The following is a 25,994-nucleotide window of genomic DNA, read 5'->3' on the forward strand; positions in this document are numbered from 1 at the left end:
AACCGCCTGTTATGATATTGGTTATTGATGATGATATTGCTGTACGCACCTCGCTGATCCTGCTGTTAAAAAGCGAGGGGTATGATGTTGCAGGTACCGATGAGCCTGCCGAAGCCTTGAAGATCATTAAGAAAAAGGCTCCTGAGTTGGTCATTTTAGATCTTAATTTTTCGATAGATACATCAGGACAGGAGGGAATGGAACTGCTTGCAAAGATCAAAGCTTTTAACAGCGCTATCCCCGTGATTCTTATCACCGGCTGGGGGAGCATTGAATTGGCAGTTAAAGGTATGAAACTGGGCGCCAATGATTTCATCAATAAGCCGTGGAATAACGAGTACCTTATTCAATCAGTTAAAACCCTGCTCGATCTGCAGGATAAAAAAAACGAGCACCATACCCGTAAGCAACTGGATAAAACCTACAACTTTGAAAATATTGTAGGCGAAGATCCCCGGATGCTCGATATCCTGGAAACCATTGGCCGGGTAGCCTCAACCGATGCATCGGTGCTGATTATGGGCGAAAGCGGTACAGGTAAAGAGCTGATAGCCGAGGCCATTCATCAAAACAGTCTCCGCCGTAATAAGCCATTCATCAAGGTGAACCTTGGGGGGATTTCTACCTCTTTGTTTGAAAGCGAAATGTTCGGCCATATCCGCGGAGCGTTTACAGATGCCCGGTTTGACAGGGTAGGCCGCTTTGAAATGGCAAATAAAGGCACCATTTTTTTAGATGAAATAGGCGACCTGGATGCCGGCAGCCAGGTAAAGCTGCTCCGCGTATTGCAGGACCGCACCTATGAAGTATTGGGCAGCAGCCGTACAAAAACGGTTGATACCCGTGTTGTTTGCGCCACAAATAAAAATCTTAACGAGATGGTGGCCCGGGGTACTTTTCGCGAGGATTTATTGTACCGGATCAACCTCATTACAGTTTACCTGCCGGCCCTGCGCGAGCGGCCAAAGGATATTCCATTGCTGGTTAGCTTTTTTATTAATAACTTGAAGCAGATCTATAACCGGCCCAATTTGTCGGTAGCACCATCGGCTATGAAGTGGTTACAGCAGTTGCCTTTACCGGGCAATATACGGCAGTTGAAAAACCTGGTGGAGCGCTCCATTTTGGTGAGCCGCAGGGATGAACTGAGTATCGATGACTTCCGGTCGCAGTTGGAAATGTCGCCCATAAAAAAGGGGAATATCCAGTTGCCGGGCGTAGGTACTTTAACTTTAGAAGAGGTTGAGGTAGAGATGATAAAACGGGCTTTAGATCATCATAAAAACAAGATAAGCAAGGCGGCCGCTGCTTTGGGGCTTACGCGCAGCGCCCTGTACCGGCGGCTCGAGAAATACCAGATCCCGTACGATGAAGCTGAGGACTAAATACATTTTATTCGTAGTGATCCTGCACCTGCTAACCCTGGTGCTTACTTATTTTATTTTCAACGATAACAAGATCTATTTTATCATATCGGAGGTGGTTGTGATCATCTCTTCGGTAATTGCCGTGCAGCTTTACCGGCAGCTCATTCAGCCACTAAAAATGCTGATGCAGGGCGTTGAGGCTATTAAAGACAAAGATTTTAATGTGAAATTCCTTTCAACCGGCAAGCACGAGGTTGACGCGCTGATTGATGTTTATAACCAAATGATGGACGAGCTAAGAACCGAACGGACACGACAAGAGCAGCAGCATTTCTTTTTAGAAAAGCTGATCCATACCTCGCCAACAGGTATCATCATCCTTGATTTTGATGACCGTGTGCAGCAAATAAACCCTAAAGCTTTGCAGGTTTTGGGTATTGATGAAAAAGCGGTGGTTGGTGAATTGATTGGTGAATTAACCAACCCGATTTTTGAACATATCAAAGCTCTTAAATCGGGCGAAACGGAGGTAGTTAAGCTGGACGGTATCAACTCATTCAAACTCCAAAAATCGCATTTTATCGACCGGGGATTTTCGCGCCATTTTATTATGCTGGAGGATTTGACCGCTGAGATCCTGGCAGCTGAGAAGAAGGTTTATGGCAAAGTGATCAGGATGATGGCACATGAGGTTAATAATACCATAGGCCCGGTAAATTCCATCGTGCAATCGGCCATGAAAACCGATCAGCTTTGGGCCGGTCATGATTTCGACCCTATAAAAGATGCCCTGCAGGTTGCTATGGACAGGAACCAGAACCTCAACCTGTTTATGCGCAATTTTGCCGATTTGGTGAAACTGCCGCCGGCCAACAAACAGCCTGTGGTATTGCAAAAGCTCTTAGCATCGGTAGTAAAGCTGATGAATATCCGTGCCAAAGAAAAAAATGTGGCATTAGTCCTTCATTTACCCGAAGAACCGGTTAATATCATGGCTGATGAACAACAACTGGAGCAGGCATTCATCAACATTGTAAAAAACGCCATTGAGGCTATTGATGGCCAGGGATTAGTAACCTTTACCATCAACCCAAAAGAAAAGAAGCTTATCATTACCGACACAGGAAAAGGCATCTCGGCCGAACAAAACGCCAACCTGTTTACCCCATTCTTCAGCACCAAAAAAGACGGGCAGGGAATAGGCCTCACCCTGGTACGTGAGATCATGCTGAACCACGGTTTCGAGTTTTCACTGAAAACCGTGGCTGAACAGCAGACGGAGTTTGTGGTATATTTTTAACAACGATTTAAATACCTTTTAGAGATTCCCCTCTTGAGAGGGGGCGCGAAGGGAAAGAGCGGTCGCAGGGGTGTGTTTCTGCGATTGGCTTATCAGAGCAGAAACACACCCCTCCGCCCCTCTCAAGAGGGGAATCGCGCAATCCCTTGCTTTAGATTACAGTGCTATATCCACGTCAACAAAAATAATAATTGTATTAGTTTTTGCTTAATCCTTTTAGTAATGTTGTAAACCAATTTAAATGTTACCTTAACAGATAATCACTGCAATTACATCTACTATGCAAAGACGGCATTTTATCAAAATTTCTGCGGCTACATCGGCTGCCATGCTTTTCAGCAAACTTACTTATTCGGCCGCAAACGGTGCCGCGATGATGAACGCTCCCGATGAGGTTTGGGCTCAATCCGGTAGCGATTGGGTTAAGCTTAACCCATCAAACGGCTCGCATTACAACTATAAAGAAATCAGCGTAACACTTAAAACTAATGGCAATGCGCTTGGTGTGTATGCTTCATCGCCAAAACAGGAATTAAACGCGATAAGATTAAAATGGAAGCACAATACCCCCGCTTCAGCTAAATTCCTGGGCGATCATTGGGAACGCTCTTATGGCGACCTGCAATGGAAAACTATAGCTGCCGGCATTAAAAATCCGTGGTATGTAATTATTCATGATGATAAGCAAACGGCCTGCTTCGGGGTAAAGACCGGTGCTAATAGTATTTGCTGGTGGGGCGTAAATAATGACAGCATTGAACTTACCCTGGAAACAACTTCGGGTGGAGTGGGAGTGCTGCTGGGCGACAGGCAATTGCATGCTGCCGATATCATAACTACCAATGCTAAAACAGGAGAGAATACTTTTGCTGCAACCCATCGCTTTTGTAAAATGATGTGCGAAAAGCCGCGGATCCCCAAACAACCGGTATACGGGATTAACGACTGGTACTTTGCTTACGGAAACAACTCGGCCGAACTGATCAAAAAAACCACCGCTATGATGGCCGAACTGGTTACCGATCACAGCAATAAACCTTTTTCGGTTATAGATGCCGGTTGGGCAACTTATTCGCCGTTATTACCCGGTGATGGTGGCTGGAATGATGACTTTTCAAAGCCAAACGATAAGTTTAAGGATATGCATGCGCTGGGCGATGAGATCAAAAAATTAGGTATGCGCCCAGGCTTATGGATGCGCCCGCTTTGCGCAAGGCACGATGAAAAAGCCAGCTTGCTTTCGCCAAAGATTCCCGGCCGTGATGATCCTAAAAACCCAACGCTCGACCCTACCATCCCCGAAAATATAGCACGCATCCAACATAACTTCGATGTATACAAGCAATGGGGCTACGAAATGGTGAAGCACGATTTTTCAACTTATGATATCTCCGGTCGCTGGGGTTTTGATATGAAGGATAGCTTTACTTCGCCGGGCTGGCATTTTAACGATAGGAGCAAGACCAATGCCGAGATCATCCTGCACCTGTACCGCTCCATCCGTGAAGCCGCGGGTGATGGCATTTATGTGATTGGCTGTAATACGATGAGCCACCTGTCGGCCGGGGTGTTTGAACTTTGCCGTATCGGCGATGATACCAGTGGTCATGAATGGGCGCGTACCCGTAAAATGGGCGTTAATACGCTCGCTTTCCGCCTGCCGCAGCACAATGCCTTTTATGCGGTAGATGGCGATTGCGTAGGTCTTACTAAAGATATTGAATGGAAAAGGAACAAGCAGTGGCTGCAACTATTAGCCGAAAGCGGCGCGCCGCTGTTCATCTCCGGTCAGCCCGAAGCCATGGGCGAAGAGCAAAAGAAAGCGGTAAAAACAGCCTTTGCACAAGCCGCCAAAGTACAGCCGCTTGGCCAGCCATTGGACTGGATGGAAACATTAACGCCTGCCAAATGGAAGCTAAACGGCAGGGTGGTGGATTTTGATTGGGCGTAAACCAAGAGAGGGGCTTGTCACCCTGAGTGTTTAAATCCGGGGCCTTTGAAGGTGAAATGACAAAAGAGGGCCTGTCAGTCTGAGCCTGTCGAAGACTCGCGCGCAGAGGCCTGCCCGCCATACTTCGACGGGCTCAGTATGACACCCATTTTTTAAGTTGTCATAGGTAGCCAGTCGAAGGGTCGCGCGTGGAGGCCTTGCCCACCATGCTTCGACTGGCTATCCATGACATCTATTTTTTCTGAATAGCGAAGGATCTTCTTCAATATGCAGAACTGCTATACCGGGCAAGAACATGTTTTGTTATTACCCATAATAAGCTATAGAACCCAGACTTACGAAGTTTTCAAAACTTCGTAAGTCTTTCCCCGTTTCACTTATTCACTTTTCAACCTGCCGAATTCCCAAACCCATGGCGATCATTTTTTTAACTTGTCTGGGGAATGCGCGAAGAAATCCCCTTATGTATTCGTAACTCAAATTATTTGCAATTAACTGTTAATCGATTAAAAAAATATAACGATTATTGGCGCGTGATAATTGCAGCTTGATATGTGTTTACTGACATGGCTGTGTCAGTGTTCAATTTTTAAAAAGAAAGTGTTCAACGAAATAAGCTGTTAAATGTTATTTTATTGATTATTAGCGTTTTAGTTATTTTGCTGTGATATTTTGAACACTTAAGTGCTTGATTATCAATATTGGCTTTTTTTGAAGTGTTCAACCTTTCTAAAATTGAACACCCTGTTTTTGAATATTAAATCTACTACTATATAAAATGAGTGATACCAATACAAGCAATACCTTCAGCATGATCAATACCATGCGCTGGTATGGCCCTAATGACCCTGTAAGTTTGGCCGATATCAGGCAGGCGGGTTGTACAGGCGTAGTAAGCGCACTGCACCAGGTACCCAACGGCCAGGTATGGACAGTTGAGGCCATTAACGAGCGCAAGGCGATCATTGAAGCTGCCGGGCTTACCTGGGACGTAGTTGAAAGCGTACCCGTGCATGAAGCCATCAAAACCCAAACCGGCGACTACCTGCAATACATCGAAAACTATAAACAAAGCCTGCAAAACCTGGCCGCCTGCGGGATCCATATCGTTACCTATAACTTTATGCCCGTGCTGGACTGGACACGTACTGATCTGGCTTTTACTGTTGAAGATGGTTCAAAAGCCCTGCGTTTTGAAAAAGCCGCTTTTATTGCCTTCGATGTATTTATGCTGAAAAGGGAAGGTGCCGAACAGGAATATACTGCCGATGAGCTTACCCGCGCCAAAGCCCGTTTTGATGGCATGAGCGATGATGACAAGCAACTGCTGCAGCGCAATATCATAGCTGGCTTACCAGGCAGTGAAGAAAGCTTTACGCTGGATAAATTCAGGGATGCCCTTGCTGCTTATGACGGCATTGATGCGGAAAGGCTGAGGCAAAACCTGATCTTCTTCCTACAGCAGGTTATCCCGGTTGCCGATGCCAATAATATAAAAATGGTTATCCACCCGGACGATCCGCCGTACGCCATTTTGGGCCTGCCAAGGGTAGTGAGCACCGCCGAACATATCAACGCGCTTATTGAGGCTGTGCCTTCATTAAACAATGGTTTATGCTTCTGCACAGGTTCATACGGTGTAAGGCCGGATAATGACCTGCCGGCCATGGTAAAACAATTTGGCGACAGGATCAATTTCATTCACCTGCGCAGCACCCGCCGCAATGAGTTTGGCGATTTTTATGAGGATAACCACCTGGAAGGTGATGTGGATATGTACGCCGTGGTAAAAGAGTTGGTACAGGTAATGAAGCAACGTAAATTAAGTATCCCTATGCGCCCCGATCATGGTCACCAGATGCTTGACGACCTTAAAAAGAAAACTAATCCCGGTTATTCGGCCATTGGCAGGCTTCGCGGTCTTGCCGAATTAAGAGGGCTTGAGCTGGGTATTATCCGCTCAATGGAATAGTGATCTTTATTGCTCCGAAAATAAAAACAAAAGGCCTTTGCGGAGAGCGAAGGCCTTTGTCATTTATTATTGGTTAGGTGCGCTTAGCCCATATTATAAAAAAACTGCTCGGCTATAATTTTTCCGTCTTTCACTTCATAAACCGCAATTTCATTCATTGGCATACGGCCGCCTTCTTTATAGGTAACATCCATATCCATGGTTACCGCGAAAAAATTACCGGTAACAATCGGGTCAGATACCTCGCCGCTGTGAATCTCCTGAACCGAGGCATACCAATATTCTGTTTTGCCTTTAACTGCCTCTTTACCTTCAGTAAGCTCCATTGGCGAACCTTTTGGCTCCCGGCTCACAATATTATCTGCATAAAGCTCATCAATAGCCTGGGTATGTTTGCCTTCACGGCAATACTGAACTAATTTTTCTGCTACTTCGGTGGTGGTCATGATCTTATGGTTTTAATTGTTTATATAAAGTTAGTTAATAACACTTCAAACCAATTGCCTGTTTGGTTTAAATTTCTGTTAAGTTTGATCTGCAATTGCATCTTCCGAAAAAAAATAAAATTTTCTGTAACCATTTTACGCCGCCGAAGTACTTAAGGTATATTACATAATTACAAACTGATTGAACACGCTTACAGACAATGCCATTATGCTAAAGGTGAAAGCCGGCGACCTTGACAGGATGGGTATGCTCTTTGAACGCTACAATCGGCAGTTGTACGGTTTTCTGTTCCACATGACCTACCAGCGCGAACTAAGCGAGGACATGGTACAGCAGGTGTTTTATAAGATGCTCAAGTACCGGCACACCTTTACCGGCACCGGCGAATATATCCACTGGATGTACTCTATCGCCCGCAATGTGTTAAAAGATCACTGGCGAAAAAACAAACAGCAGGTACAGCATGAGGGTGTGGAAGCAGCCGAAACCATAGCCGGGGGCTTGGTACCTGACGAAGCTTTTGAAAAAAAGCAAGCCAAAGCCGAACTGCACCGGGCCATGGAAAAACTAAGTGAAAGCCAGCGGGAAATTTTGGCCCTGAGCCGTTTCCAGGAACTAAAGTGCCAGGAAATAGCCGAGATACTGGGTATGACCGAAGGTACGGTAAAAGTGCGCATCCACCGCGCTATGCAGGAGCTTAAAAGTATTTATGTAAAAATGGAACGATAAAACAGTAATAAGATGAAATGTGAGTTATATGAGGAGCTGTTTACCGGTTGGATAAACAAAGAATTAAGTCCTGAAGAAAGTGGGGCTTTAGAGCGCCATATTGCAGGCTGCGCCAATTGTCGCGAAGAGCTGCAGGGACTTCAGCAAATGTGGGATACAATGGGTCAAATCGAAACGCCCGAACCATCGGCCAATATGGGAGTGAAGTTTTATGCCATGCTGAATACTTACAAGGAATCGGTGAATGAGCAAAGGAGTTTATGGGCTGATATTAAATACCAGGTAAGCCGGATCTGGGAGTGGCAGCCACGCTGGCCCATGGCCTATAACCTGGCAATGGTTGTGATTTTAGTGGGTGCAGGGTACCTGTTTTTCGGTAAAAGCAAAAGTGATGACCAGGATAAACAACTGAAAGCCCTAAGTTCACAGGTGCATGAGCTTAAACAAACCATGATGCTGGCCCTGCTTGAAAATCCATCAGCCTCCGAGAGGATCAGGGGGGTGAGCTATACCAGCGAGATCAAGCATGCGGATAAGCAGGTGATAGATGCTTTACTGGCTACATTGAATAATGACCCAAATGTAAATGTACGCCTGAGCACGCTTGATGCGCTGACACACCTTACCGGTTACCCGGAAGTAAGGGAAGGCCTTATCAAATCAATAGTTGAGCAGGATTCGCCGCTGATGCAACTGGCCATTGCTGATGTCATGCTGAAACTGCAGGAAAAACGATCAGTAACATCATTTAAAGAACTGCTGAAGCAAAAAGGCCTTGATAACGGCGTTCGCGATAAAATCAAACAAACGATAACCCAACTTATTTAAAAATAAACCAAATCATGAAAAGATCACTATTGCCTGTTTTAGCAGGTCTGGGGCTTTGCCTTGCCCAAATTTCGGCCCATGCCCAGGATTATAAAGAGCATATCAGTAAACAATTCACTTTGCAGGGAGCGGCTTCGGGCACTACGCTGGCTATTTACAATATTTGGGGTTCTATAACCGTGCAGGGATATTCAGGCAACCAGGTATCAATTGAGGTAGATGAAACCATTCGGGGCAAAAGCGCCGGTGATGTTGAAACCGGTAAAAAAGAAGTAAAACTGGGATTTGATCAAAAGGCTGATAGTATTATCGCTTACACGGCCGAACCCTATGATACCCGCCCGCGCCGCAACTGGAACCGGGAGGATCGTCATCATATAGACTATACGGTAAAATTAGAGTATACTGTTAAAGTGCCCTATGGTATGAACCTGTGCGTATCAACCGTAAACGATGGTAATGTTGAAGTTAAAGATGTATATGGGGCATTAAAAGTAAACAATGTAAACGGCGGCATAACCATTGCCAATGCCAAAGGTACAACCAGTGCACATACCATTAACGGGCCGCTTAATGTAACTTACCTGTCGGTACCACCGGACGCCTCAAGTTACTATACACTTAATGGTAAACTCGAAGTAACTTACCCCGGTAATCTGGCCGCGGATCTGGAATTTAAAAGCATGAATGGTCAATTTTATACCGATTTTCCAGATGCTGAGATTTTGCCTACAAGAGTAAGTAAAACCGAATCAAAAAGCGGCAGCAGCACTACTTACAAGCTTAGTAAAAATAATGGCGTGCGAATAGGGGCGGGCGGAAAGCTATTTAAGTTTGAAACACTTAACGGCAATATTTATATCAAAAAACAACAATAAAAAATAACAACATGAAAACGATAAGATTTACAGGTATATTACTACTAACTGCGCTGTTAAGCACGAGGCTTTGGGCGCAGGATGGAGAAAAAGGGCAGTTGGTTGTGCCGTTAAGTGATCCGGGAAAGCCATATAAACTGGAAGTAGGACTGATCAATGGTTCTATAACCATAACAGGGTATGAAGGCAAGGATATTATTATTGATGCCCAGGGCGAAGAAAGAAAACACCATGAAAAGGAAGCGGCCCCGGGCGGAATGAGGCGTTTATCGGCTGGAAGCAACCTGGATGTTCAGGCCCAGGAAAACAATAACCAGGTAAACGTTCATGGCAGCCCTAATAAAACTACTAATTTGACTATTAAAGTGCCCATGAATAGTACCAGCGTTAAATTATCCACAGTAAATAATGGTAACATCAATGCCAGCAATCTGAGCGGTGACCTGGAAATACGGAATGTTAACGGCTATATCAAACTAAACAATATATCAGGATCTGTTGTGGCCAATACGGTTAACGGCAATGTCGAGGTCACCTTTAAAAGCATTGATGCAAAAGCGGCCATGGCATTTTCAACGCTCAACGGTAAGGTTGATGTTACGTTCCCGGCAAGCCTTAAGGCCAATGTAAAGTTAAAATCAGACCAGGGTGATATATTTACCGATTTTGATGTGGTAACCGAACAACGCAAACCGGTTGTTACAAAAAATAACGGTGAAAAAGGAATGTACAGCCTGAAAATGGAGGATTGGGTTTACGGGAAGATAGCTGGTGGCGGTCCCGAATTATTGATGAAAACCACCTTCGGCAGTCTTTATATCCGCAAGGCAAAATAATTAAGCGGCGTTTAATAAGTTTTAACCAGGCATTACAATATTGGGGAACTATGGGTAAATTTATCAGCAAATTTCACCAGTTAAATGGTAATGCCTGGCTTTAAGAGCATTGATAAAAGAAAATGAAGCAGTAAATTGTCAAGCGGTACCCCATACTATATCGATTCTTTGAATAGCATCGATTCACAGGCATAACACTCGCGTATATGTGAGCAGCTAAATAAAAGTAAGTGATTGATTATGAGTTGAAATAATAATTCGGACGCTAAAGAGGCTTGAATGGGAGTAATCCAATACAATTGGCTACACAATTAGTGTGAAAAAGCATTCCGGGATAAGATCCGGAACGCTTTTTTTGTAAATAAGCCTTTAACAGATGGTTAAGCAATAGGCTAAACCATTTTTGTGCACTATATTTGCTGACTGGTTACCTATTGCAATTACTTGGTAGAGTATGATTAAGCTTTTTATCGTGGGTTTTCCGCGGGACATGGAAGAAATTGAACTTGTTGAACTGTTCAGTGCTTATGGCACGGTAAGTACCGTGCGGATAATTACCGATAAAGACAGCGGCATTAGTAAAGGTTATGGTTTTTTAGAAATGACTGATGAGGCAGGCGCTCAACGTGCAATTGACGCTATGAATGGTGCTACTATCGATGAGCGTGAGATAAGCGTGAGGATAGCAGAACAAAAGCACCAGCCGCAACAAAAGCAGCAATTTTCAAAACCTAAGCCGGGTTTTAACAAAGTAAAGCCACAAGGTTACAACAAACCCCGCTTTCCGCGCGAAAATAACCGCTATGAGCAGCAGGACGCTGCGGCTCCGGTAAGAGCAAAACGCCCGCGCAGGCAGCAGCCATAAACTTTTTCGAAAAGCTTAAAGCAAAATGCTCGAGGCTAAAGGTTAATAAATTGATTTTTTAATTAGCAGCAGCCTTAGCCCATTGATTTCAGGAAGTATAAAGCTCGTTTGCTAAAAACTGGTTCCTGAATTTCCCATGCGGATCGTATTCGGCTACCAGAACTTTAAAAGCATCCATCTTTTCGTAACGTGCCGCTAATGTTTTAGCAGGAATAGTGAAGATTTTACCCCAGTGCGGCCTTGCCTTAAACGGAGAAAGTTCCCGTTCAATTTGTGGGAGCAGTTTCATTACTGCTTCCGTTTCCTGTTTCCAGGTGAAATGGATAGCCACCGATTTCTGATTGTGCGCAGGGCTCATCCACAGGTCATCAGCGGCAATGGTGCGGATCTCGGTAATAAAAAGGTGCGGGCCAATCTGCTTCCCTAATCGCGCCACAGCTTCAATAGCTTCAACTGCATGATCAAAAGGCACAAAAAACTCTGATTGCAACTCCTTTCCGCTGCTTGGTGTAAAGCCCATTTTAAAATGCGGCAACCGCTCATACCATGGCCCCGGAACGCCCATTTGCTCGGTGCAGTTTTCGGCAGAGAGCCCTATGATAGGATGCAGGTTTTTTGTAGCTGCTTTTGCTCCGTAAAATTCCTTCAGGTTTTCGTCTTTATCTGTACCTATCCGGCTTTTTATCCAAACCTCATTAATATGGTCGCTTTGCCAGTCGGTAAAAAGGCTAACACTATACCCGGCCGAAACAATCTTTTCAAAATGCTGCTTTAGTTCGCTCATAGGCAAGCCGGTAAATACATATTGCTTCATCATATAAGTTGGCTGTATTTGCAGCGTAACTTTAGTAATTACACCCAATGCCCCAAGGCCGACTACAGCAGCGTTTAGCTTAGCTGCATCTTTGGTTTTCGAAAGATGTACAATATTGCCATCGGCTTTAACAATTTCCAGCCCCACTACTGCGCTTGATAGGTTACCGTTTTTTACGCCCGAGCCATGTGTTGCTGTTGTAATTGAGCCTGCTACTGATATATGGGGCAACGAGGCAAGGTTATGCAGCGCAAAGCCCTCTTTATCAAGATGCGGGGCAAGCTCGCCGTATTTTATACCTCCTTCAACCGTAACCGTATGATTTTGCTTGTCGATGGATACCACTTTGTTCAGGTTGCGCGTGGAGAGCAGGTTATCTTTACTATCGGCAATGGTATTAAAGCAATGTCTGGTTCCCAATGCTTTTATTTTATCGTGCTTATTAATGAGCTGCTGTACCTCTTCAACCGATTTTGGGTAAAATACATTGCCTGTGCTGTAAGTTAAATTACCCGACCAGTTTTGCAGACGGGGTTGTTGCGCGAATGATTCGAATGATGATAATAAGGGAGACGCCATCAAGGTAGTACTTAATTGAATGAAAGTTTTTCTTTTCATAACAAATTGGTTAGTACAAGGTAGCTAATTATTAAGCAGAACTGAAAGAGAAATTGCAGGTGGTTCTCCGGTAAGTACAAGGATTGAAAAGTTTTTATATTTTTTTAATAAGTAAATAGAGATTATTAAATAATTTATAAACTTTTTATTTATTTTGGTAGAAAAATTAACATTAGCATATTAATTCTGCATGAATCATTGATTTGGGATGCGCTTTTGGTAAATTAAAACTTAACATTTTATAAAATAACAGTGAAGGAAGTTTACGCCCCCTTTATTCCGGGTAGTTACAATGAAAATAACCTTGATGAGCTATCGGTTTTGCTCGAAAAAGGAAAAAAGTACGCTATCGATAATCTTTTATGGAGCGATACCGGATATTTTCCATCAGTTAATTTTTCAATAGCTCATGTCGAAAACGGTGTCGCCCTAAAATATTTTGTAGAAGAGCAGTATACACAAGCAACTTATAAAACAGTAAATGATCCGGTTTATAAAGATAGCTGCGTAGAACTTTTTATAAGTTTTGCTGACGACCAAAATTATTACAACCTGGAATTTAATGCCCTCGGGACTGCATTGGTTGGTTTTGGCAAAGACCGCAATGGAAGGCTGGCTGTACCTGATGATACGTTGAGTGGCATAAAAGTATTAAGTAAGATAAATTGGGCTGAAGATTTAGCCAGTTTTAATAAATGGGAGCTAACGTTGCTGGTTCCTTTTGATGTTTTTATTTATCATGATATTCAAACATTGAATGGCATAACCAGCCGGGCAAACTTTTTTAAATGCGGCGATGACCTGCCCGAACCGCATTTTATAAGCTGGAGCAACATAGATAGCTCCGTGCCTGATTTTCATTTGCCGCAGTTTTTTGGTACAATAAAGTTCATTTAAAATAAAATACCTCTAAATAAAATAACATACTATGGCCCAGGCAACAAGTTCAGTAATCGAATCGCCGGTAAAAAGATCAGCGATAAATCCAATTGTAATTATCGGCGCTTTATTTTTCATTTTTGGTTTTGTAACCTGGATGAACGGAACACTCATTCCCTACTTAAAAATAGCGTGCGAGCTGACTACCAAGGAAGCGTATTTTGTAACTACAGCTTTTTATATTGCTTACGTTGTTATGGGTATTCCCGCCGGAAAAACCATCAAAAAGTTTGGATTTAAAAACGGGATGGCCATAGGCTTGTTTGTAATGGCCATAGGTGCATTGATATTTATCCCCGCTGCAATGACCCGTACTTACGGGATATTTTTAATTGGCTTGTTTGTTCAGGGCACTGGGCTAACCGTGCTGCAAACCGCTTCAAACCCCTATATCACTATTTTGGGGCCTGCCGAAACTGCTGCCCGGCGAATTAGTATCATGGGGATCTGTAACAAGATCGCCGGCGCTTTAGCACCTGTTATTTTGGGTACTGTAGTACTCGCCAATATTGATTCGATAACCGAAAAGCTTAAAACTTTAAGTGCAGCAGAAAAAGCACTGGAGTTAAATGAGCTGGCATCAAGGGTGATTATGCCTTACAGTATCATGGTGGTAGTTTTGATTTTGCTGGCCATCCTTATTTATTTTTCATCATTACCCGAAATCAACACCGAGCATGAAGACGAAACCGTAGCTGCCGCAAATACCAATAAAACGAGTATTGTACAGTTTCCGCATTTGATGCTTGGCGTAGCAACCCTGTTTGTTTATGTAGGTGCCGAAGTTATTGCCGGCGATTCAATTTCACTTTACGGCACTTCTCAACATATCCCATTATCAACAGCTAAATTTTTTACATCATGTACTTTGATCTCCATGATCGTTGGTTACCTGGTTGGTGTTTTCTGTATCCCGAAACTGATCACACAACAAAAAGCGTTGGTAGCTTCGGCAATTTTGGGTATCATTTTAACCATTGCAACATTGTTAACCCATGGCTATGCATCGGTATTTTGTATTGCATTGCTTGGTTTGGCCAATTCGTTAATGTGGCCGGCTATATGGCCGCTGGCACTGGCCGGTTTAGGCCGCTTTACTAAAATAGCATCTTCATTATTGGTTATGGGTATTGCAGGCGGCGCTGTTTTACCCCCGCTCTACGGTTATTTTTCTGAAAAATTTTCGGCGCAGTCTGCTTATATTTTACTCATTCCTATTTATCTGTTTATCCTTTATTATTCCACAATAGGGCATAAGGTAGGCAGGCAAAACATAAAAGCCTGATCGTAACATTCCTTTAAGCGTTTTATCTAAAAGCCTGAGAAGCGAAACTTCTCAGGCTTTGTTGTTTGAAACTGTCCTGAATGCGATTTAAAAACTGTTTATAGCACCAATATAAGGGTTGGTTGCTTGTCACTAATAATCGTTATATAATCGTCGATACTCGAAATATGGTCAATTTTAATTCGTGGTATTGGTGTAACTCGTTGGTATTTAAATAGTTGATAAACGGCACGCGGTATGCATAAGTTTTTACAGCAAACCAAATTAAAACATCTAAAAAAATAACTATGGAAACATTTATATTCTGGGTAACCCGCTTGGTATTGCTTGCCTGCCTTGCCATACTGGTTTATATGATGATGCCAAACTACGCTGAACAAAGTGATGAGTGGGAGTAAGCAGATGCTGATTAATAAATTTTATTACAATAATTTATTAATTAATAATCAAACCTTTAATTGGCCGATCTGTTAATATATCAATCATAAAACTAATCATGAACAACAGGAACAAAGCCGCATTGCATGACAACAGCCTCATCAATACCAGCGAAAATTATGAGGTTGAGTACTGGGCGAACAAATTTGGTGTTCGCCCGGAAAGGTTAAAAACAGCGGTACGTGCCGTTGGAAATTCAGCCGCCGCGGTAGCCAAATTTTTGAATAACAAATAGTATCACTATGAGCCTGGAAAAATATGCGGAAAAACGCGATTTTAGCAAAACCCGTGAACCTAAAGCGGGGAGGAGCAAAGACAAAGACCACCTGATGTTTGTAATCCAAAAACATGATGCTTCGCGTTTACACTATGATTTCAGGCTTGAAATGGATGGCGTGCTTAAAAGCTGGGCAATACCCAAAGGCCCCTCAACCGATCCTAAAGTTAAGCGCCTTGCTATGATGGTTGAGGATCATCCATTTGACTACCGGAATTTTGAAGGCCTGATCCCCAAAGGTGAATATGGCGGCGGTACTGTTATAGTTTGGGATGAGGGTACTTATGAACCCATTGAAGAGATCAAAGGCAAAAAAGCCCAGGAAAAACACCTGCTTAAACAACTCGAGGCCGGCTCGGTGAAGATCAAGCTCCATGGCGAAAAGCTGGAGGGTGAATATGCCCTTGTTAAAACCCATGGTATGGGCGAAAACGGCTGGCTGCTCATTAAGCATAATGATCAATTTGCGTCGGTTAAAGACATTACCAAAAAAGATAAATCCATTCTTTCCGGCAAAACCATCGAAAGTATGGAAAAAACGAGCGAAAAGGTTTGGCAGCACGGGCATGAAGAAGATGTAGAAAAGCCTGAAAAAACAGGTAAAAAAAAAGTCCTGAACGAACCGGTTGAGCAACTGGAAAAGAAAGTAGACACTAATGATACGGAGGATTTTGATGTTGAGCAACTTCTGAAAAAAGCCCCTGAATCAAAAGCGCCAGCTAACATAAAGCCAATGAAGGCCACCCTTGTAGACGAGCCTTTTGATGACCCCGATTGGCTTTACGAGGTTAAATGGGATGGCTACAGAGCCATTGCCATAATCGACAAGAAAGGAGCGGAGCTGATCTCCCGTAATAATCTTCCTTTTGATAAATATTATCCAATTAATAAATTGCTGAAAGACTGGCAGATCAATGCAGTAATTGATGGCGAGATCCTGGTATTGAATGATAAAGGTGTTTCCGATTTTGGAGCGCTGCAAAACTGGCGGAGCGAGGCCGACGGCAATTTGGTTTATTACGTTTTCGATATCCTTTGGTACGAGGGCAAAAATCTGATGGGATTACCACTTAAACAACGCCAGGCTATCTTAAGTGCGGTTCTGCCCACCAATGATGAGCGCATCCGTCAAAGCAAAGTTTTTGATACAGGCGGGATCGAATTTTTTAACGCCGCCGAACGGATTGGACTGGAAGGTATTATCGCTAAAAAGGCCAGCAGTGTTTATACTTCTGATCTTCGCTCAAAAGAGTGGCTTAAAATAAAAGTGCAGCGCAGGCAGGAAGTGATCATTGCCGGCTTTACAAAAAACGCGGGAACTTCCAAATCGTTCAGCGCGTTGGTGCTTGCTTTATATGATGATAAAGGTAAACTGCAGTATGCCGGTAAAGTAGGTACAGGCTTTTCCGATAAACTGCAGAAAGAAATGATGGAACAGTTTAAGCCGCTTATTACCGATAAAAGTCCGTTTGAGGTGGAGCCTGATGTGGATAAACCATCAAGGTTCAGGCCGCAGCGCTTAGGGGCTAAGCCCACCTGGCTTAAACCAGAATTGGTTTGCGAGGTGGCATTTGCTGAGGTAACCGGCGATGGGGTGTTCAGGCAAGCCTCTTTTAAAGGGATGCGTAGCGATAAAAAAACAAAAGATGTTGTACTGGAAACTCCGAAACATACAGCCGAAACGGTTGAGGAAGCCGAAGGAGCTGATAATGATACACACGCTAAAGCCATTAAACCCGTGAAAAATACTGATCGGAAAACCCTGCTTAATCCTAAAGATGAAACCCAGGTACGCAAAATTTGCGGGCATGAGCTCAAATTTACACACCTGAGCAAAGTTTACTGGCCCGAAGATGGTGTAACCAAGCGGGATATGTTCAACTACTATTACCAGGTCGCTGAATATATTTTACCTTATTTAAAAGACAGGCCTATGTCGCTCAACAGGTTTCCTAATGGTATTCATGGGCCAAGTTTTTACCAAAAGGATGTGAAAGGCAAAGCACCCGATTGGATTACTAAAACTTTCCCTTACACCACCAGCGAAGGAGAACATAAAGAATATTTAGTAGGTTCTGATGAATCTTATTTACTATGGATGGCATCACTGGGATGTATTGAAATGAACCCCTGGTTTAGCCGGGTACAATCGCCGGATAATCCTGATTACTGTGTGATCGACCTCGATCCGGATAAAAACACGTTCGACCAGGTTATTGCGGCCGCTTTGGAGGTGAAAAAAGTGCTGGACGCTATAGATGTACCTTCATACTGTAAAACATCGGGTTCAACAGGAATGCATATTTATATCCCGTTGGGCGCGAAGTATGATTATGATCAATCGCAGATGTTTGCGCGGCTCGTGGTAGGCATTGTTCACAAGCAAATTCCCGATTATACAAGTTTGGAACGTATGGTAGCCAAGCGAAATGGTAAAATGTACCTTGATTTTCTGCAGAACCGTCCAGGAGCTACAATAGCGGGGCCGTATTCCTTGCGACCTAAACCTGGTGCTACTGTTTCTATGCCCCTGCATTGGGACGAAGTGAAACCCGGGCTCACCATGAAAGATTTTACCATTTTTAATTCCATCGACCGCCTTAAAGAAACCGGCGACCTTTTTAAAGGTGTACTGGCAAAAGGCATCGACCTGGAAAAAACTATTAAGAAGGCGAAGAGTGTGTTTGAGTAGAATTTAATAGATTGTGATGCTGAGTGTTTAAACCCGGAGGCCTCTGAATGTGAAATGACAAAAGATGGCCTGTCAGTCTGAGCCTGTCGAAGACTCGCGCGCAGAGGCCTGCCCGCCATGCTTCGACGGGCTCAGCATGACACCCGTTTTAAGTTGTCATGGGTGGGAACGAAGCATCTTCTTCGCCCTGTATAGCAGTTTTGCTTATCGAAGAAGATCTTGTGCTATCGCTGCCATTGACAAGTCGGCAATATGCTGATTATCAGATACAAAAAATGTCATCTGCAATGCGATCATTTGTGCGCAAATAAACCCTACTCAAGGCGACAATCGGTTAAATTCAATGCTGTTTCACGCCACAGCAGCCGATAGTATTATCCCATTATGCGCATTCACTACACCGTTGGCATAGCCATTATTATCTATGAACATCTTTTCGTTTTCTATCAGGAAATGCGCTCCGCCAACAAAGAAATTTCCTTTAATGGTTAATACATGGTCAGGATGCTGCGCGTGGATCTCATTCAGCACATGGCTTGATAAACCGCTGTATTCATGCGGATCGAACTGGTAAACATCCAGCAAAGGCTCCGCGTGTCCGGGTTGAAATATCTTAATACGACCTTTAGTTACATCAAGGTGTATATCAGCGCCGTTTTCATTGGCATTAGCACTTATCCTGATCGTTTCGCCATTTGGAGCGTTGATATTGGCCTCGATGGTAAGCACTTTGCCCTTTTGTTCATTATAAAATGAAAGGATCCTCAAAAACTCAATATTACTAAGCCCATCGCTATAAGTAAGCGTATTTTGCTCGCACAAAAATATGGTAGTCCCAAAAATGAATGCATGTTTCATGACGGAAATTTTAATTGGTTAATTGATATTGATACAATTAGCAAAATCTCAAAATGTTTTAAATTTCCATTATTCTTTCGAAGTAAAACAGCATGTTTTGTCAAACAACTATCACAAAGCATTAATATGATAATTTTGCTCAACGCTATGCATGTTTTTTACGTTAGTTGCTATAGATACGCATCGTATAAAACCTATATGTTATACATGAAAAAAATAACTTGTTTCATAGCCGTGCTGTTAACGGCTTGTTTTTCTGTTTTGGCATCTGCACCTAAAAAGGTATTAGATACCGCCACTTTTGCTACGGGGTGCTTCTGGTGTACCGAAGCTAAATTTCAGCAATTAAAAGGGGTTGAAAAAGTGATCTCCGGATTTTCCGGCGGGCATGTGGCCAACCCATCTTACGAGTTGGTTTGTACTGGTACAACCGGTCATGCGGAAGCCTGCAATATTATCTACGACCCGGCAAAAATTACCTATGACGAGTTGCTGGCTGCATTTTTTGTGGCGCATGACCCAACGCAATTAAACAGGCAGGGTAATGATGTAGGCACGCAATATCGATCGGCTATATTTTATCATGATGCCCGGCAAAAGCAAAAGGCCCAATATTACATTACGAAGCTGAATGCCGAAAAAGCTTATAAAGATCCGATAGTGACACAGGTAGTTCCATACAAAGCTTTTTACAAGGCCGAAGACTATCACCAGAATTATTTTAACCAGAATGGCAGCCAACCATACTGTAAATATGTGATCCAGCCCGAACTGGAAAAGTTTAAAAAAGTGTTTAAAGATAAACTGAAGCAATAATGAAAGCGGTATTTATAATAGCAGCGCTGTTGTTTTTTACAACGGGAGTGTTTGCGCAGCAAGTAAAGACAATAAAGGGGCACGAAAACAACCCCTATTATTCCAATACCGATACAAAGCATTTGAATATATCAAATGCCGAGTGGAAAAAGATCCTGCCGCCAGCTTTGTACGCCACCGCGAGAGAACAGGAAACCGAACGCGCATTTACCGGTAAATACTGGAACAAGGATACTAAAGGCACTTATTACTGCGCGGTATGCGGCAATAAACTTTTTCGCTCGGATGCCAAATTTGCAAGCGACTGCGGCTGGCCGAGTTTTTATGAACCTGTGCGCAAAAACAGTGTAATTTATAAAGAAGATAACTCGTACGGCATGCAGCGTACGGAGGTGATCTGCGCCCGCTGTGATTCGCACCTGGGGCATATATTTGATGATGGTCCGCCGCCAACACATAAAAGGTTTTGTATGAACTCCGTTTCTCTTGATTTTGTACCTGAGGGATTTGGACTGTAAGCTGGTGTGACAATTATTAACGACCGGTTCGTTACATCAATTTACCTGCTAAAGTCATCCACAAGTAAACCTGCAATATTCTCTTTGCCGCTTAAAACAAGTATGAATTAACTTGTGTTATTCAGCAACAATCAAGCAAATTACTATGGAACTGCAAAGCCTGAAAGATATCGCAAAACAGCTGATGGCCGGTAATAAAGGCCTTTTGGCAATGGACGAAAGCACCGCTACCTGTAACAAACGTTTTAAAGCACTGAATATCCCGCAAACGGAAGAATACCGGCGAAAGTACCGCGAGCTGATTGTGACTACGCCGAGGCTTGAGGAAGCCATTAGCGGTGCTATTTTGTTTGATGAAACCATAAAACAAAGTACTGTGGATGGTAAGCTGTTTATAGATATATTGAAGGAGAAGGGCATTATCCCTGGCATTAAGGTAGATGAAAGCGCGAGGGATATGGATGGCTTTCCCGGCGAAAAAATCACTGAGGGCCTCGATGGCTTGCAGGAACGTTTGGCCGGATATTATGAAGCAGGTGCGCGTTTTGCCAAATGGCGGGCGGTTATAACCATAGGTGAAAATACCCCGACAAGTGGCAGTATCAAAGCAAACGCGTTTTTATTGGCCCGTTACGCTGCTATATGCCAGGAAGCCGGGATTGTTCCTATTGTGGAGCCCGAGGTTTTGATGGATGGAGATCACTCGCTTCAAACTTGTGCTGAAGTAACTAATGAGGTTTTGCATGCTGTATTTAACCAGTTGTACCAGCAAAGGGTAAATTTTGAGGGTATGATATTAAAGCCCAATATGATAGTGCCTGGTATTAAAGCTACCCAACAGGATAGTGCAGATGTGGTAGCCGATGCTACTATCAATTGTTTCCTTCGATGTGTGCCTGCTGCTGTGCCCGGTATCGCATTCCTTTCGGGCGGGCAATCGCCCGAACTGGCATCCGAACGGTTAAACGCTATGCATGTACGTTTTAAAGATAAAATGCCCTGGGCATTAACTTTTTCATATTCAAGGGCGGTGCAGCAGCCTGCCTTGGAGAAATGGGGCGGTAAAGATGAAAATATTGAAGAGGCACAAAAGCTGTTATATGAACGGGCCCATATTAATACTGTAGCCCGTGATGGCAAATATACGCCAGAGCTGGAGAAGCATCCGGTAGCATAAAACAAAAACGCCGCCTTTTTTCGGGCGGCGTTTTTGTTGGCTTGTTTTTATAGCCCCTTAACTTTGTAATGGGTATAGGTAGTAAAACCTAAAAAGGTATTGTCTATAGGGACGCCAAGCGGTGCTTGTAAATCTCTTAAATATTTTAAGTTACCGGTATTGTAGTAGCCATAGGCAACCTCAATTCCCGGAAAAATTCGGCTGTTTAAGTTGCAGTAATCGCAGCCGGTTTTCTGCTCATAGGCTTTCCGCATAAAATCATATCCAAGACTGATGTTTTTATTGCCGATCTCCCATAAACTGCTATCTCCCCTTATTTTGGCGATGGCAGCAGCATACACATAGGCCGTTAGCGAATATTGGTAATGAACGCAATCTTTACGAACGCATAGTTCAGGCAGCGTACCGTCTGGCTGAATGATGTTGGGCAATTCTTTTACCAGCAAATCATACCCAGCACGATAAACCGAATCCTGATCTAAAAATACACCGATAGCCATTTTTGCATATCCTGCCGATGCATCCCAGTTGTTTTTATAGTCGGGGATCTTGCTGATGTAATTATCCTTTACATTGATAAGATATTTATTAAACTGCTCAATGTCAGCGGCCGTCCATCCCGCTGATTTACCCTTAACTTTATAATACCTGATAATCTCGGCGGCGGCAACAAAACACGGGGTAGTCCATGAAGCTTCCAAATCGGGTTGGTTTGGATTGGTTTTTCCTTCCAGCAAGCCATACTCCTTGAAAGCATATGCCCAACCGTTAAGTAAGCCTATCGCCTTTTTTGCATAATCAGCGTTACCGGTAGCAGCCCAGGCCAATGCAAAGGCGTACACCAGCTCGCAATCTTTTCTGATCTGCGTTTTTGATGGTGATGTAGCCCCATTTGAACCTACAACGATGGTGGATGGGAACGACTCCGGGTACTCATGATCTTTAATAAAATCCAGCACCTTTTGGTAGGCCGCGGTGCGCATTGTATCACCAGCCTTTAGTTGTGTGCTGATGAGGTCCAAACTGCCCCTGGTATTTAAAATACCAGGATGCACAAATTTGGTTTTATTGTTTTCCTGTGCCTGCAAACTAAAGCTTAAGAGCAGCAACAGGAATGTAAATAAGGCCGTTTTATTATATCTCATCTTCAGCCTACTTATCCAATCCGCCGCGGCGCGTTGCTTTAACCTGCGCCGGCCATTTAATGCCTTCGGTTTTGGTATTAACGGTTTTTTGCGGGTCTTCGCTGGCCATATAAGCCATGATGGCGGCTAAAATGGCATTGTTTTTCAGGTCGTCAAAAACAACTTTGTCATAAGTGTCGCGGTTGGTGTGCCAGGTGTAAGACCCGTACGACCAGTTAAGCGAACCCAAAGAAAAGCCGGGTGCACCAACAGCTACAAACGATGCAAAATCAGACCCGCCACCGCCCGGCTGACCAGGAAATACAGTTTTGATCCGGTTTTTGATCGTATCCGGTACAGCGGCAAGCCATCTGCTTAAATAATCCTTAGCTTCCACAAAACCTTGCCCGGTAAGGTTTACTACGCGGCCGGTACCATTATCCTGATTAAACAGGGCTTGCAGATTACTAACAATTTCGGGATGGTCCTCAACAAAAGCACGTGAGCCGTTCAGGCCTTCCTCTTCGCTGCCCCAATGGCCTACTAATATGGTACGTTTTGGGTGTGGATAGAATTTTTTCAGCAGGCGCATGGCTTCCATCATGGTCAAGGTACCTGTACCATTATCAGTAGCACCCGTGCCGCCATCCCACGAATCAAAGTGCGCGCTCAGCATTACATACTCATTAGGTTTTTCGCTTCCTTTGATTTCGGCAATGGTATTAAAGGTTGGCACTACGCCTAATTCTTTTGATTCGCAATGAATACTGATCACCGGCTTGTTGCCTGATTCGCTCAGGCGGTAAAGCATACCATAATCTTCTAATGCAATATCAACCGTAGGCACAATTTTGGTATAAGCAGCAAAGATCTTATCAACCCCAAACCCGGCCGACCAATTATTGGTCAGGATACCTGCTGCGCCCGCATTTTCCAATGCTACAGGCAAAGTTTTATTGGTAAACCCGGTTTTGCTGATGCGTTTTTTCCAGGCATCGGTTTGGGCGGTGCGTTCGGCTTTCATTTTGTCAAATGATTCCTTCAGGGCAAACTCCTGCCAGTTATAATCGGGCCTGCCGGTTGGCTGCAGCATGGAGATCATTACAAATTTACCCTTTACATTGGGGAGCCATTGTTGAAAGGCTGCTGAGTCAGCCACGTCCGGCAGAATAATTACCTCGGCAGTGGTGGTCTTTTTACCCATGCCCGGGCTCCAGGCCAGTTGGGTGCCTTCTAAGGATTTTACCCTTGGCGATACCATATCAATATGCGAGATCCCTCGTTCCCAGCCGCGCCATTCGCCCCATTTTTCGTTTTTAGCCTGGATGTCCCAGCTTTTGTATTTAGCAACTGCCCAGTCGTTTGCCTGTTTCATTTGCGGCGTACCAACCAAACGGGGGCCGATACCATCAAACAGCTCATGCGCCAGCTTTTCCAGTTGAGAGTTGGTGGTTTCTTCGGTCATGATGCTGTTAATAACCGGGTTAGTTGATTGTGCCGAAGCTATGCCGCTGCAAAGCAGCATGCCCAAAACAAAAGGCCTTGCCTTGTTCCAAAGGTTGTTGCAGGTATAATGGTAAATATGTTTCATAAGGTTAAAAATATGAAAAAGCGGATGAGGTAATACGTTTTATCTTAAACGATATTGGTAAGTAACATAAATATTGCAAAATGTTGAGTTGTTGACATGTTAAGATTTAATAGAATTTGTACCTGTAGGTTAAATTATTGTTATAGAATTAACAATAGGTTTACATATGGCCGATTCCTTTGTAAAACTAATCGATCACTTATCAAATGAAAAAACAATTCCTTAGCGTCATCGCGTTATCCGCGGCGATCCTTTCTTCCTGCCACGATGATAATAAGATAAACCCATTCAGCTATCCTGATATGGCCGAGGCGCAAAATCCGGCTATCCTTTTCACCACTGCCGACGGTGTAAAGGTTTATAATGGCGGCTTTGGATCGGCAGTGGCAGCAGATCCTAACCAGAAAGATGTGTTTTACCTGCTTACCGACCGTGGTTCAAACGTTGCCGGGCAGACAGCCAATTCCATCATCATCGGTAAACCAGACTTTGATCCGCAGATAGGTAAGTTCAGGTTAAAGGATGATAAACTGGTATTGGAACAAACCATAGAGTTAAAAAATGCCAACGGCGGGAAATTAAATGGTTTACCAAACCCCGCCGGAATGGGAGCTTCGGGCGAAATTCCGTTTGATCTGAGCGGAAATCAGTTATCACCAAGTGCCGATGGTATTGATTCGGAAGGTTTGGTTTTGGCAGCCGACGGTACTTTTTGGGTAAGCGATGAATACGGTCCGCATATTGTTCACTTTGATGCCAGCGGCAAAACCATCGAACGCATTAACCCTTACGGATCAGGAACCGGTGGCCGTAAAATCCCGGCTGTATTTGCTACCCGCAGGGCTAACCGCGGTATGGAAGGGTTGGCTATCACACCCGATGGCAAAACACTGGTTGGCATGATGCAATCGCCAATGTATAACCCATCTAAAGCAAAGGTTGCTAACTCAACTGTATTGCGCATCCTTACCTTTGATATTGCAACGGGCAATACAAAACAGTATGCTTACCTTATGGATAATACTTCATTAACAGGCGTTAGCGATATAACCGCTGTTAATGCCACTACATTTTTAACTATTGAACGCGATGGTAAGTTCGGAGGTGCGCCTACCGATCCAGCTACGTTTAAAAAAGTATTTAAAATAGATATCAGCAATGCTACCGATATCTCCGACCCCGCGAACGGTGCTAACGGCAAATTATATAACACCAAAACTGTTGAAGAGCTTAATGATGCCGCCGGTTTACAGGCAGCCGGTATTACCCCGGTTACCAAAACACTGGTGCTCGATTTACTTAAAGACTTGCCAAAGGTATACCCTCATGATAAAGCCGAAGGTTTGGCTTTGTTGCCCGGTAATATCCTCGCTATATCAAATGACGACGATTTTGGTGTTGTTGATAACGGTAAAAATGGCTTTGCAGCTAAAATTCTGCCTGCTACAAATTCGGTTGACAGGAACAGGATCTATTTTGTGAAGCTAAAATAGGGGATTTAAAAAGTTAAAAATGATCAATGCCTTCCGGTGTTAACTGGTAGGCATTTTTGTTTATACAACCTGCACAACGTTAGGGTAATGTTTTAAAATTAAAATCAATTTTATTGTTAAAATAACATTTATTCGGTGATTTAATTTTAACATTGACATGTATTATTTTATCACGATGGCG

22 protein-coding genes are annotated in these 25,994 nt (G+C 43.6%); 17 read left to right on the forward strand and 5 right to left on the reverse strand.

The genetic code is table 11. The annotated features are described in order from the left end of the window. Positions 1–11: 11 nt before the first annotated feature. The 4 genes from IEX80_RS00780 (at position 12) to uxuA (ending at position 6,590) form a co-directional block, all read left to right on the forward strand. Positions 12–1,385, forward strand: coding sequence for a sigma-54-dependent transcriptional regulator (locus IEX80_RS00780; RefSeq protein WP_188831625.1), 1,374 nt, complete (start codon positions 12–14; stop codon positions 1,383–1,385). Beyond that, on the forward strand, positions 1,369–2,667 hold the full coding sequence (locus IEX80_RS00785; protein WP_188831626.1) for a sensor histidine kinase: 1,299 nt from the start codon (positions 1,369–1,371) through the stop codon (positions 2,665–2,667). The genes IEX80_RS00780 and IEX80_RS00785 overlap by 17 nt, the downstream gene beginning before the upstream one ends. Positions 2,668–2,947: 280 nt before the next feature. Continuing rightward, the gene (locus IEX80_RS00790) at positions 2,948–4,618 is read left to right on the forward strand and encodes an alpha-amylase family protein (RefSeq protein WP_188831627.1); all 1,671 of its coding nucleotides are present in this window, start codon (positions 2,948–2,950) and stop codon (positions 4,616–4,618) included. A gap of 778 nt (positions 4,619–5,396) precedes the next feature. Next, positions 5,397–6,590: a mannonate dehydratase gene (gene uxuA / locus IEX80_RS00795; protein WP_229701471.1), complete on the forward strand. Its 1,194-nt coding sequence runs from the start codon at positions 5,397–5,399 to the stop codon at positions 6,588–6,590. Between the two features lie 83 nt (positions 6,591–6,673). Here uxuA and IEX80_RS00800 read toward each other — a convergent pair whose 3' ends face one another. Beyond that, entirely contained in the window at positions 6,674–7,036 is a 363-nt protein-coding gene (locus IEX80_RS00800; RefSeq protein WP_090524628.1) for a nuclear transport factor 2 family protein, read from the reverse strand. 181 nt (positions 7,037–7,217) lie between these two features. Here IEX80_RS00800 and IEX80_RS00805 point away from each other — a divergent pair, with 181 nt between their 5' ends. The 5 genes from IEX80_RS00805 (at position 7,218) to IEX80_RS00825 (ending at position 11,173) form a co-directional block, all read left to right on the forward strand. Then, complete coding sequence (locus tag IEX80_RS00805) at positions 7,218–7,766, forward strand: RNA polymerase sigma factor (protein ID WP_208864721.1); 549 nt, start codon at positions 7,218–7,220, stop codon at positions 7,764–7,766. Positions 7,767–7,778: 12 nt separating this feature from the next. Next, positions 7,779–8,594, forward strand: coding sequence for a zf-HC2 domain-containing protein (locus tag IEX80_RS00810; protein ID WP_090526173.1), 816 nt, complete (start codon positions 7,779–7,781; stop codon positions 8,592–8,594). 14 nt (positions 8,595–8,608) lie between these two features. Continuing rightward, positions 8,609–9,472 carry a DUF4097 family beta strand repeat-containing protein gene (locus IEX80_RS00815; RefSeq protein ID WP_090524630.1) on the forward strand — a complete coding sequence of 288 codons (864 nt, stop codon included), beginning with the start codon at positions 8,609–8,611 and terminating at the stop codon, positions 9,470–9,472. An 11-nt stretch (positions 9,473–9,483) separates the two neighbouring features. Continuing rightward, positions 9,484–10,308: a DUF4097 family beta strand repeat-containing protein gene (locus tag IEX80_RS00820; protein WP_188831628.1), complete on the forward strand. Its 825-nt coding sequence runs from the start codon at positions 9,484–9,486 to the stop codon at positions 10,306–10,308. Positions 10,309–10,762: 454 nt separating this feature from the next. After that, positions 10,763–11,173 (forward strand): RNA recognition motif domain-containing protein, encoded by a 411-nt coding sequence (locus tag IEX80_RS00825; RefSeq protein WP_090524634.1) that lies wholly within the window; start codon positions 10,763–10,765, stop codon positions 11,171–11,173. Positions 11,174–11,261: 88 nt separating this feature from the next. Here the strand turns inward: IEX80_RS00825 and IEX80_RS00830 are convergent, their stop codons facing one another. Beyond that, the gene (locus tag IEX80_RS00830) at positions 11,262–12,605 is read right to left on the reverse strand and encodes an FAD-binding protein (protein WP_188831629.1); all 1,344 of its coding nucleotides are present in this window, start codon (positions 12,603–12,605) and stop codon (positions 11,262–11,264) included. A 252-nt stretch (positions 12,606–12,857) separates the two neighbouring features. Between IEX80_RS00830 and IEX80_RS00835 the strand changes: the two genes are divergently transcribed. The 4 genes from IEX80_RS00835 (at position 12,858) to ligD (ending at position 18,236) form a co-directional block, all read left to right on the forward strand. Next, positions 12,858–13,502 carry a carbohydrate-binding family 9-like protein gene (locus tag IEX80_RS00835; protein ID WP_188831630.1) on the forward strand — a complete coding sequence of 215 codons (645 nt, stop codon included), beginning with the start codon at positions 12,858–12,860 and terminating at the stop codon, positions 13,500–13,502. A 31-nt stretch (positions 13,503–13,533) separates the two neighbouring features. Next, a complete protein-coding gene (locus IEX80_RS00840) occupies positions 13,534–14,829 on the forward strand; it encodes a sugar MFS transporter (RefSeq protein WP_188831631.1) in 1,296 nt (431 codons plus the stop codon). Between the two features lie 496 nt (positions 14,830–15,325). Further along, the gene (locus IEX80_RS00845; protein ID WP_188831632.1) at positions 15,326–15,502 is read left to right on the forward strand and encodes a DUF3606 domain-containing protein; all 177 of its coding nucleotides are present in this window, start codon (positions 15,326–15,328) and stop codon (positions 15,500–15,502) included. Positions 15,503–15,509: 7 nt separating this feature from the next. After that, a complete protein-coding gene (ligD, locus tag IEX80_RS00850) occupies positions 15,510–18,236 on the forward strand; it encodes a DNA ligase D (RefSeq protein ID WP_188831633.1) in 2,727 nt (908 codons plus the stop codon). 351 nt (positions 18,237–18,587) lie between these two features. Here the strand turns inward: ligD and IEX80_RS00855 are convergent, their stop codons facing one another. Continuing rightward, positions 18,588–19,094, reverse strand: a complete 507-nt coding sequence (locus tag IEX80_RS00855; protein WP_188831634.1) for a ricin-type beta-trefoil lectin domain protein — start codon at positions 19,092–19,094, stop codon at positions 18,588–18,590. A gap of 207 nt (positions 19,095–19,301) precedes the next feature. Between IEX80_RS00855 and msrA the strand changes: the two genes are divergently transcribed. From msrA to IEX80_RS00870, 3 genes are all read left to right on the forward strand, one after another. Further along, a complete protein-coding gene (msrA, locus tag IEX80_RS00860; protein ID WP_188831635.1) occupies positions 19,302–19,910 on the forward strand; it encodes a peptide-methionine (S)-S-oxide reductase MsrA in 609 nt (202 codons plus the stop codon). Continuing rightward, positions 19,910–20,428, forward strand: coding sequence for a peptide-methionine (R)-S-oxide reductase MsrB (gene msrB / locus IEX80_RS00865; protein ID WP_188831636.1), 519 nt, complete (start codon positions 19,910–19,912; stop codon positions 20,426–20,428). Before msrA ends, msrB begins: the two co-directional genes overlap by 1 nt. Before the next feature lie 145 nt (positions 20,429–20,573). Further along, on the forward strand, positions 20,574–21,605 hold the full coding sequence (locus IEX80_RS00870) for a class I fructose-bisphosphate aldolase (protein WP_188831637.1): 1,032 nt from the start codon (positions 20,574–20,576) through the stop codon (positions 21,603–21,605). A gap of 47 nt (positions 21,606–21,652) precedes the next feature. On the opposite strand, the gene IEX80_RS00875 is transcribed toward IEX80_RS00870, so the two are convergent. Then, a complete protein-coding gene (locus tag IEX80_RS00875) occupies positions 21,653–22,750 on the reverse strand; it encodes an alginate lyase family protein (protein ID WP_188831638.1) in 1,098 nt (365 codons plus the stop codon). 7 nt (positions 22,751–22,757) lie between these two features. Continuing rightward, the gene (locus IEX80_RS00880; RefSeq protein ID WP_229701472.1) at positions 22,758–24,320 is read right to left on the reverse strand and encodes a M20/M25/M40 family metallo-hydrolase; all 1,563 of its coding nucleotides are present in this window, start codon (positions 24,318–24,320) and stop codon (positions 22,758–22,760) included. 206 nt (positions 24,321–24,526) lie between these two features. On the opposite strand from IEX80_RS00880, the gene IEX80_RS00885 reads away from it, so the two are divergent. Then, complete coding sequence (locus tag IEX80_RS00885; protein ID WP_090524657.1) at positions 24,527–25,813, forward strand: esterase-like activity of phytase family protein; 1,287 nt, start codon at positions 24,527–24,529, stop codon at positions 25,811–25,813. Positions 25,814–25,994: the final 181 nt, after the last annotated feature.

The organism is Mucilaginibacter rubeus (genome assembly GCF_014643835.1).
In the GTDB taxonomy this organism is placed as follows: Bacteria; Bacteroidota; Bacteroidia; order Sphingobacteriales; family Sphingobacteriaceae; genus Mucilaginibacter; species Mucilaginibacter rubeus.

Bases quoted from the DNA above. Each gene is read 5' to 3' on its own strand.
- IEX80_RS00875 (WP_188831638.1), bottom strand. From the start codon at position 22,750: ATGAGATATAATAAAACGGCCTTATTTACATTCCTGTTGCTGCTCTTA.
- IEX80_RS00855 (WP_188831634.1), bottom strand. From the start codon at position 19,094: ATGAAACATGCATTCATTTTTGGGACTACCATATTTTTGTGCGAGCAA.
- IEX80_RS00790 (WP_188831627.1), top strand. From the start codon at position 2,948: ATGCAAAGACGGCATTTTATCAAAATTTCTGCGGCTACATCGGCTGCC.
- msrA (WP_188831635.1), top strand. From the start codon at position 19,302: ATGAAAAAAATAACTTGTTTCATAGCCGTGCTGTTAACGGCTTGTTTT.
- IEX80_RS00780 (WP_188831625.1), top strand. From the start codon at position 12: ATGATATTGGTTATTGATGATGATATTGCTGTACGCACCTCGCTGATC.
- IEX80_RS00885 (WP_090524657.1), top strand. From the start codon at position 24,527: ATGAAAAAACAATTCCTTAGCGTCATCGCGTTATCCGCGGCGATCCTT.
- IEX80_RS00820 (WP_188831628.1), top strand. From the start codon at position 9,484: ATGAAAACGATAAGATTTACAGGTATATTACTACTAACTGCGCTGTTA.
- msrB (WP_188831636.1), top strand. From the start codon at position 19,910: ATGAAAGCGGTATTTATAATAGCAGCGCTGTTGTTTTTTACAACGGGA.
- IEX80_RS00840 (WP_188831631.1), top strand. From the start codon at position 13,534: ATGGCCCAGGCAACAAGTTCAGTAATCGAATCGCCGGTAAAAAGATCA.
- IEX80_RS00825 (WP_090524634.1), top strand. From the start codon at position 10,763: ATGATTAAGCTTTTTATCGTGGGTTTTCCGCGGGACATGGAAGAAATT.
- IEX80_RS00810 (WP_090526173.1), top strand. From the start codon at position 7,779: ATGAAATGTGAGTTATATGAGGAGCTGTTTACCGGTTGGATAAACAAA.
- IEX80_RS00785 (WP_188831626.1), top strand. From the start codon at position 1,369: ATGAAGCTGAGGACTAAATACATTTTATTCGTAGTGATCCTGCACCTG.
- IEX80_RS00815 (WP_090524630.1), top strand. From the start codon at position 8,609: ATGAAAAGATCACTATTGCCTGTTTTAGCAGGTCTGGGGCTTTGCCTT.
- uxuA (WP_229701471.1), top strand. From the start codon at position 5,397: ATGAGTGATACCAATACAAGCAATACCTTCAGCATGATCAATACCATG.
- IEX80_RS00870 (WP_188831637.1), top strand. From the start codon at position 20,574: ATGGAACTGCAAAGCCTGAAAGATATCGCAAAACAGCTGATGGCCGGT.
- IEX80_RS00880 (WP_229701472.1), bottom strand. From the start codon at position 24,320: ATGAAACATATTTACCATTATACCTGCAACAACCTTTGGAACAAGGCA.
- IEX80_RS00800 (WP_090524628.1), bottom strand. From the start codon at position 7,036: ATGACCACCACCGAAGTAGCAGAAAAATTAGTTCAGTATTGCCGTGAA.
- IEX80_RS00845 (WP_188831632.1), top strand. From the start codon at position 15,326: ATGAACAACAGGAACAAAGCCGCATTGCATGACAACAGCCTCATCAAT.
- IEX80_RS00830 (WP_188831629.1), bottom strand. From the start codon at position 12,605: ATGAAAAGAAAAACTTTCATTCAATTAAGTACTACCTTGATGGCGTCT.
- ligD (WP_188831633.1), top strand. From the start codon at position 15,510: ATGAGCCTGGAAAAATATGCGGAAAAACGCGATTTTAGCAAAACCCGT.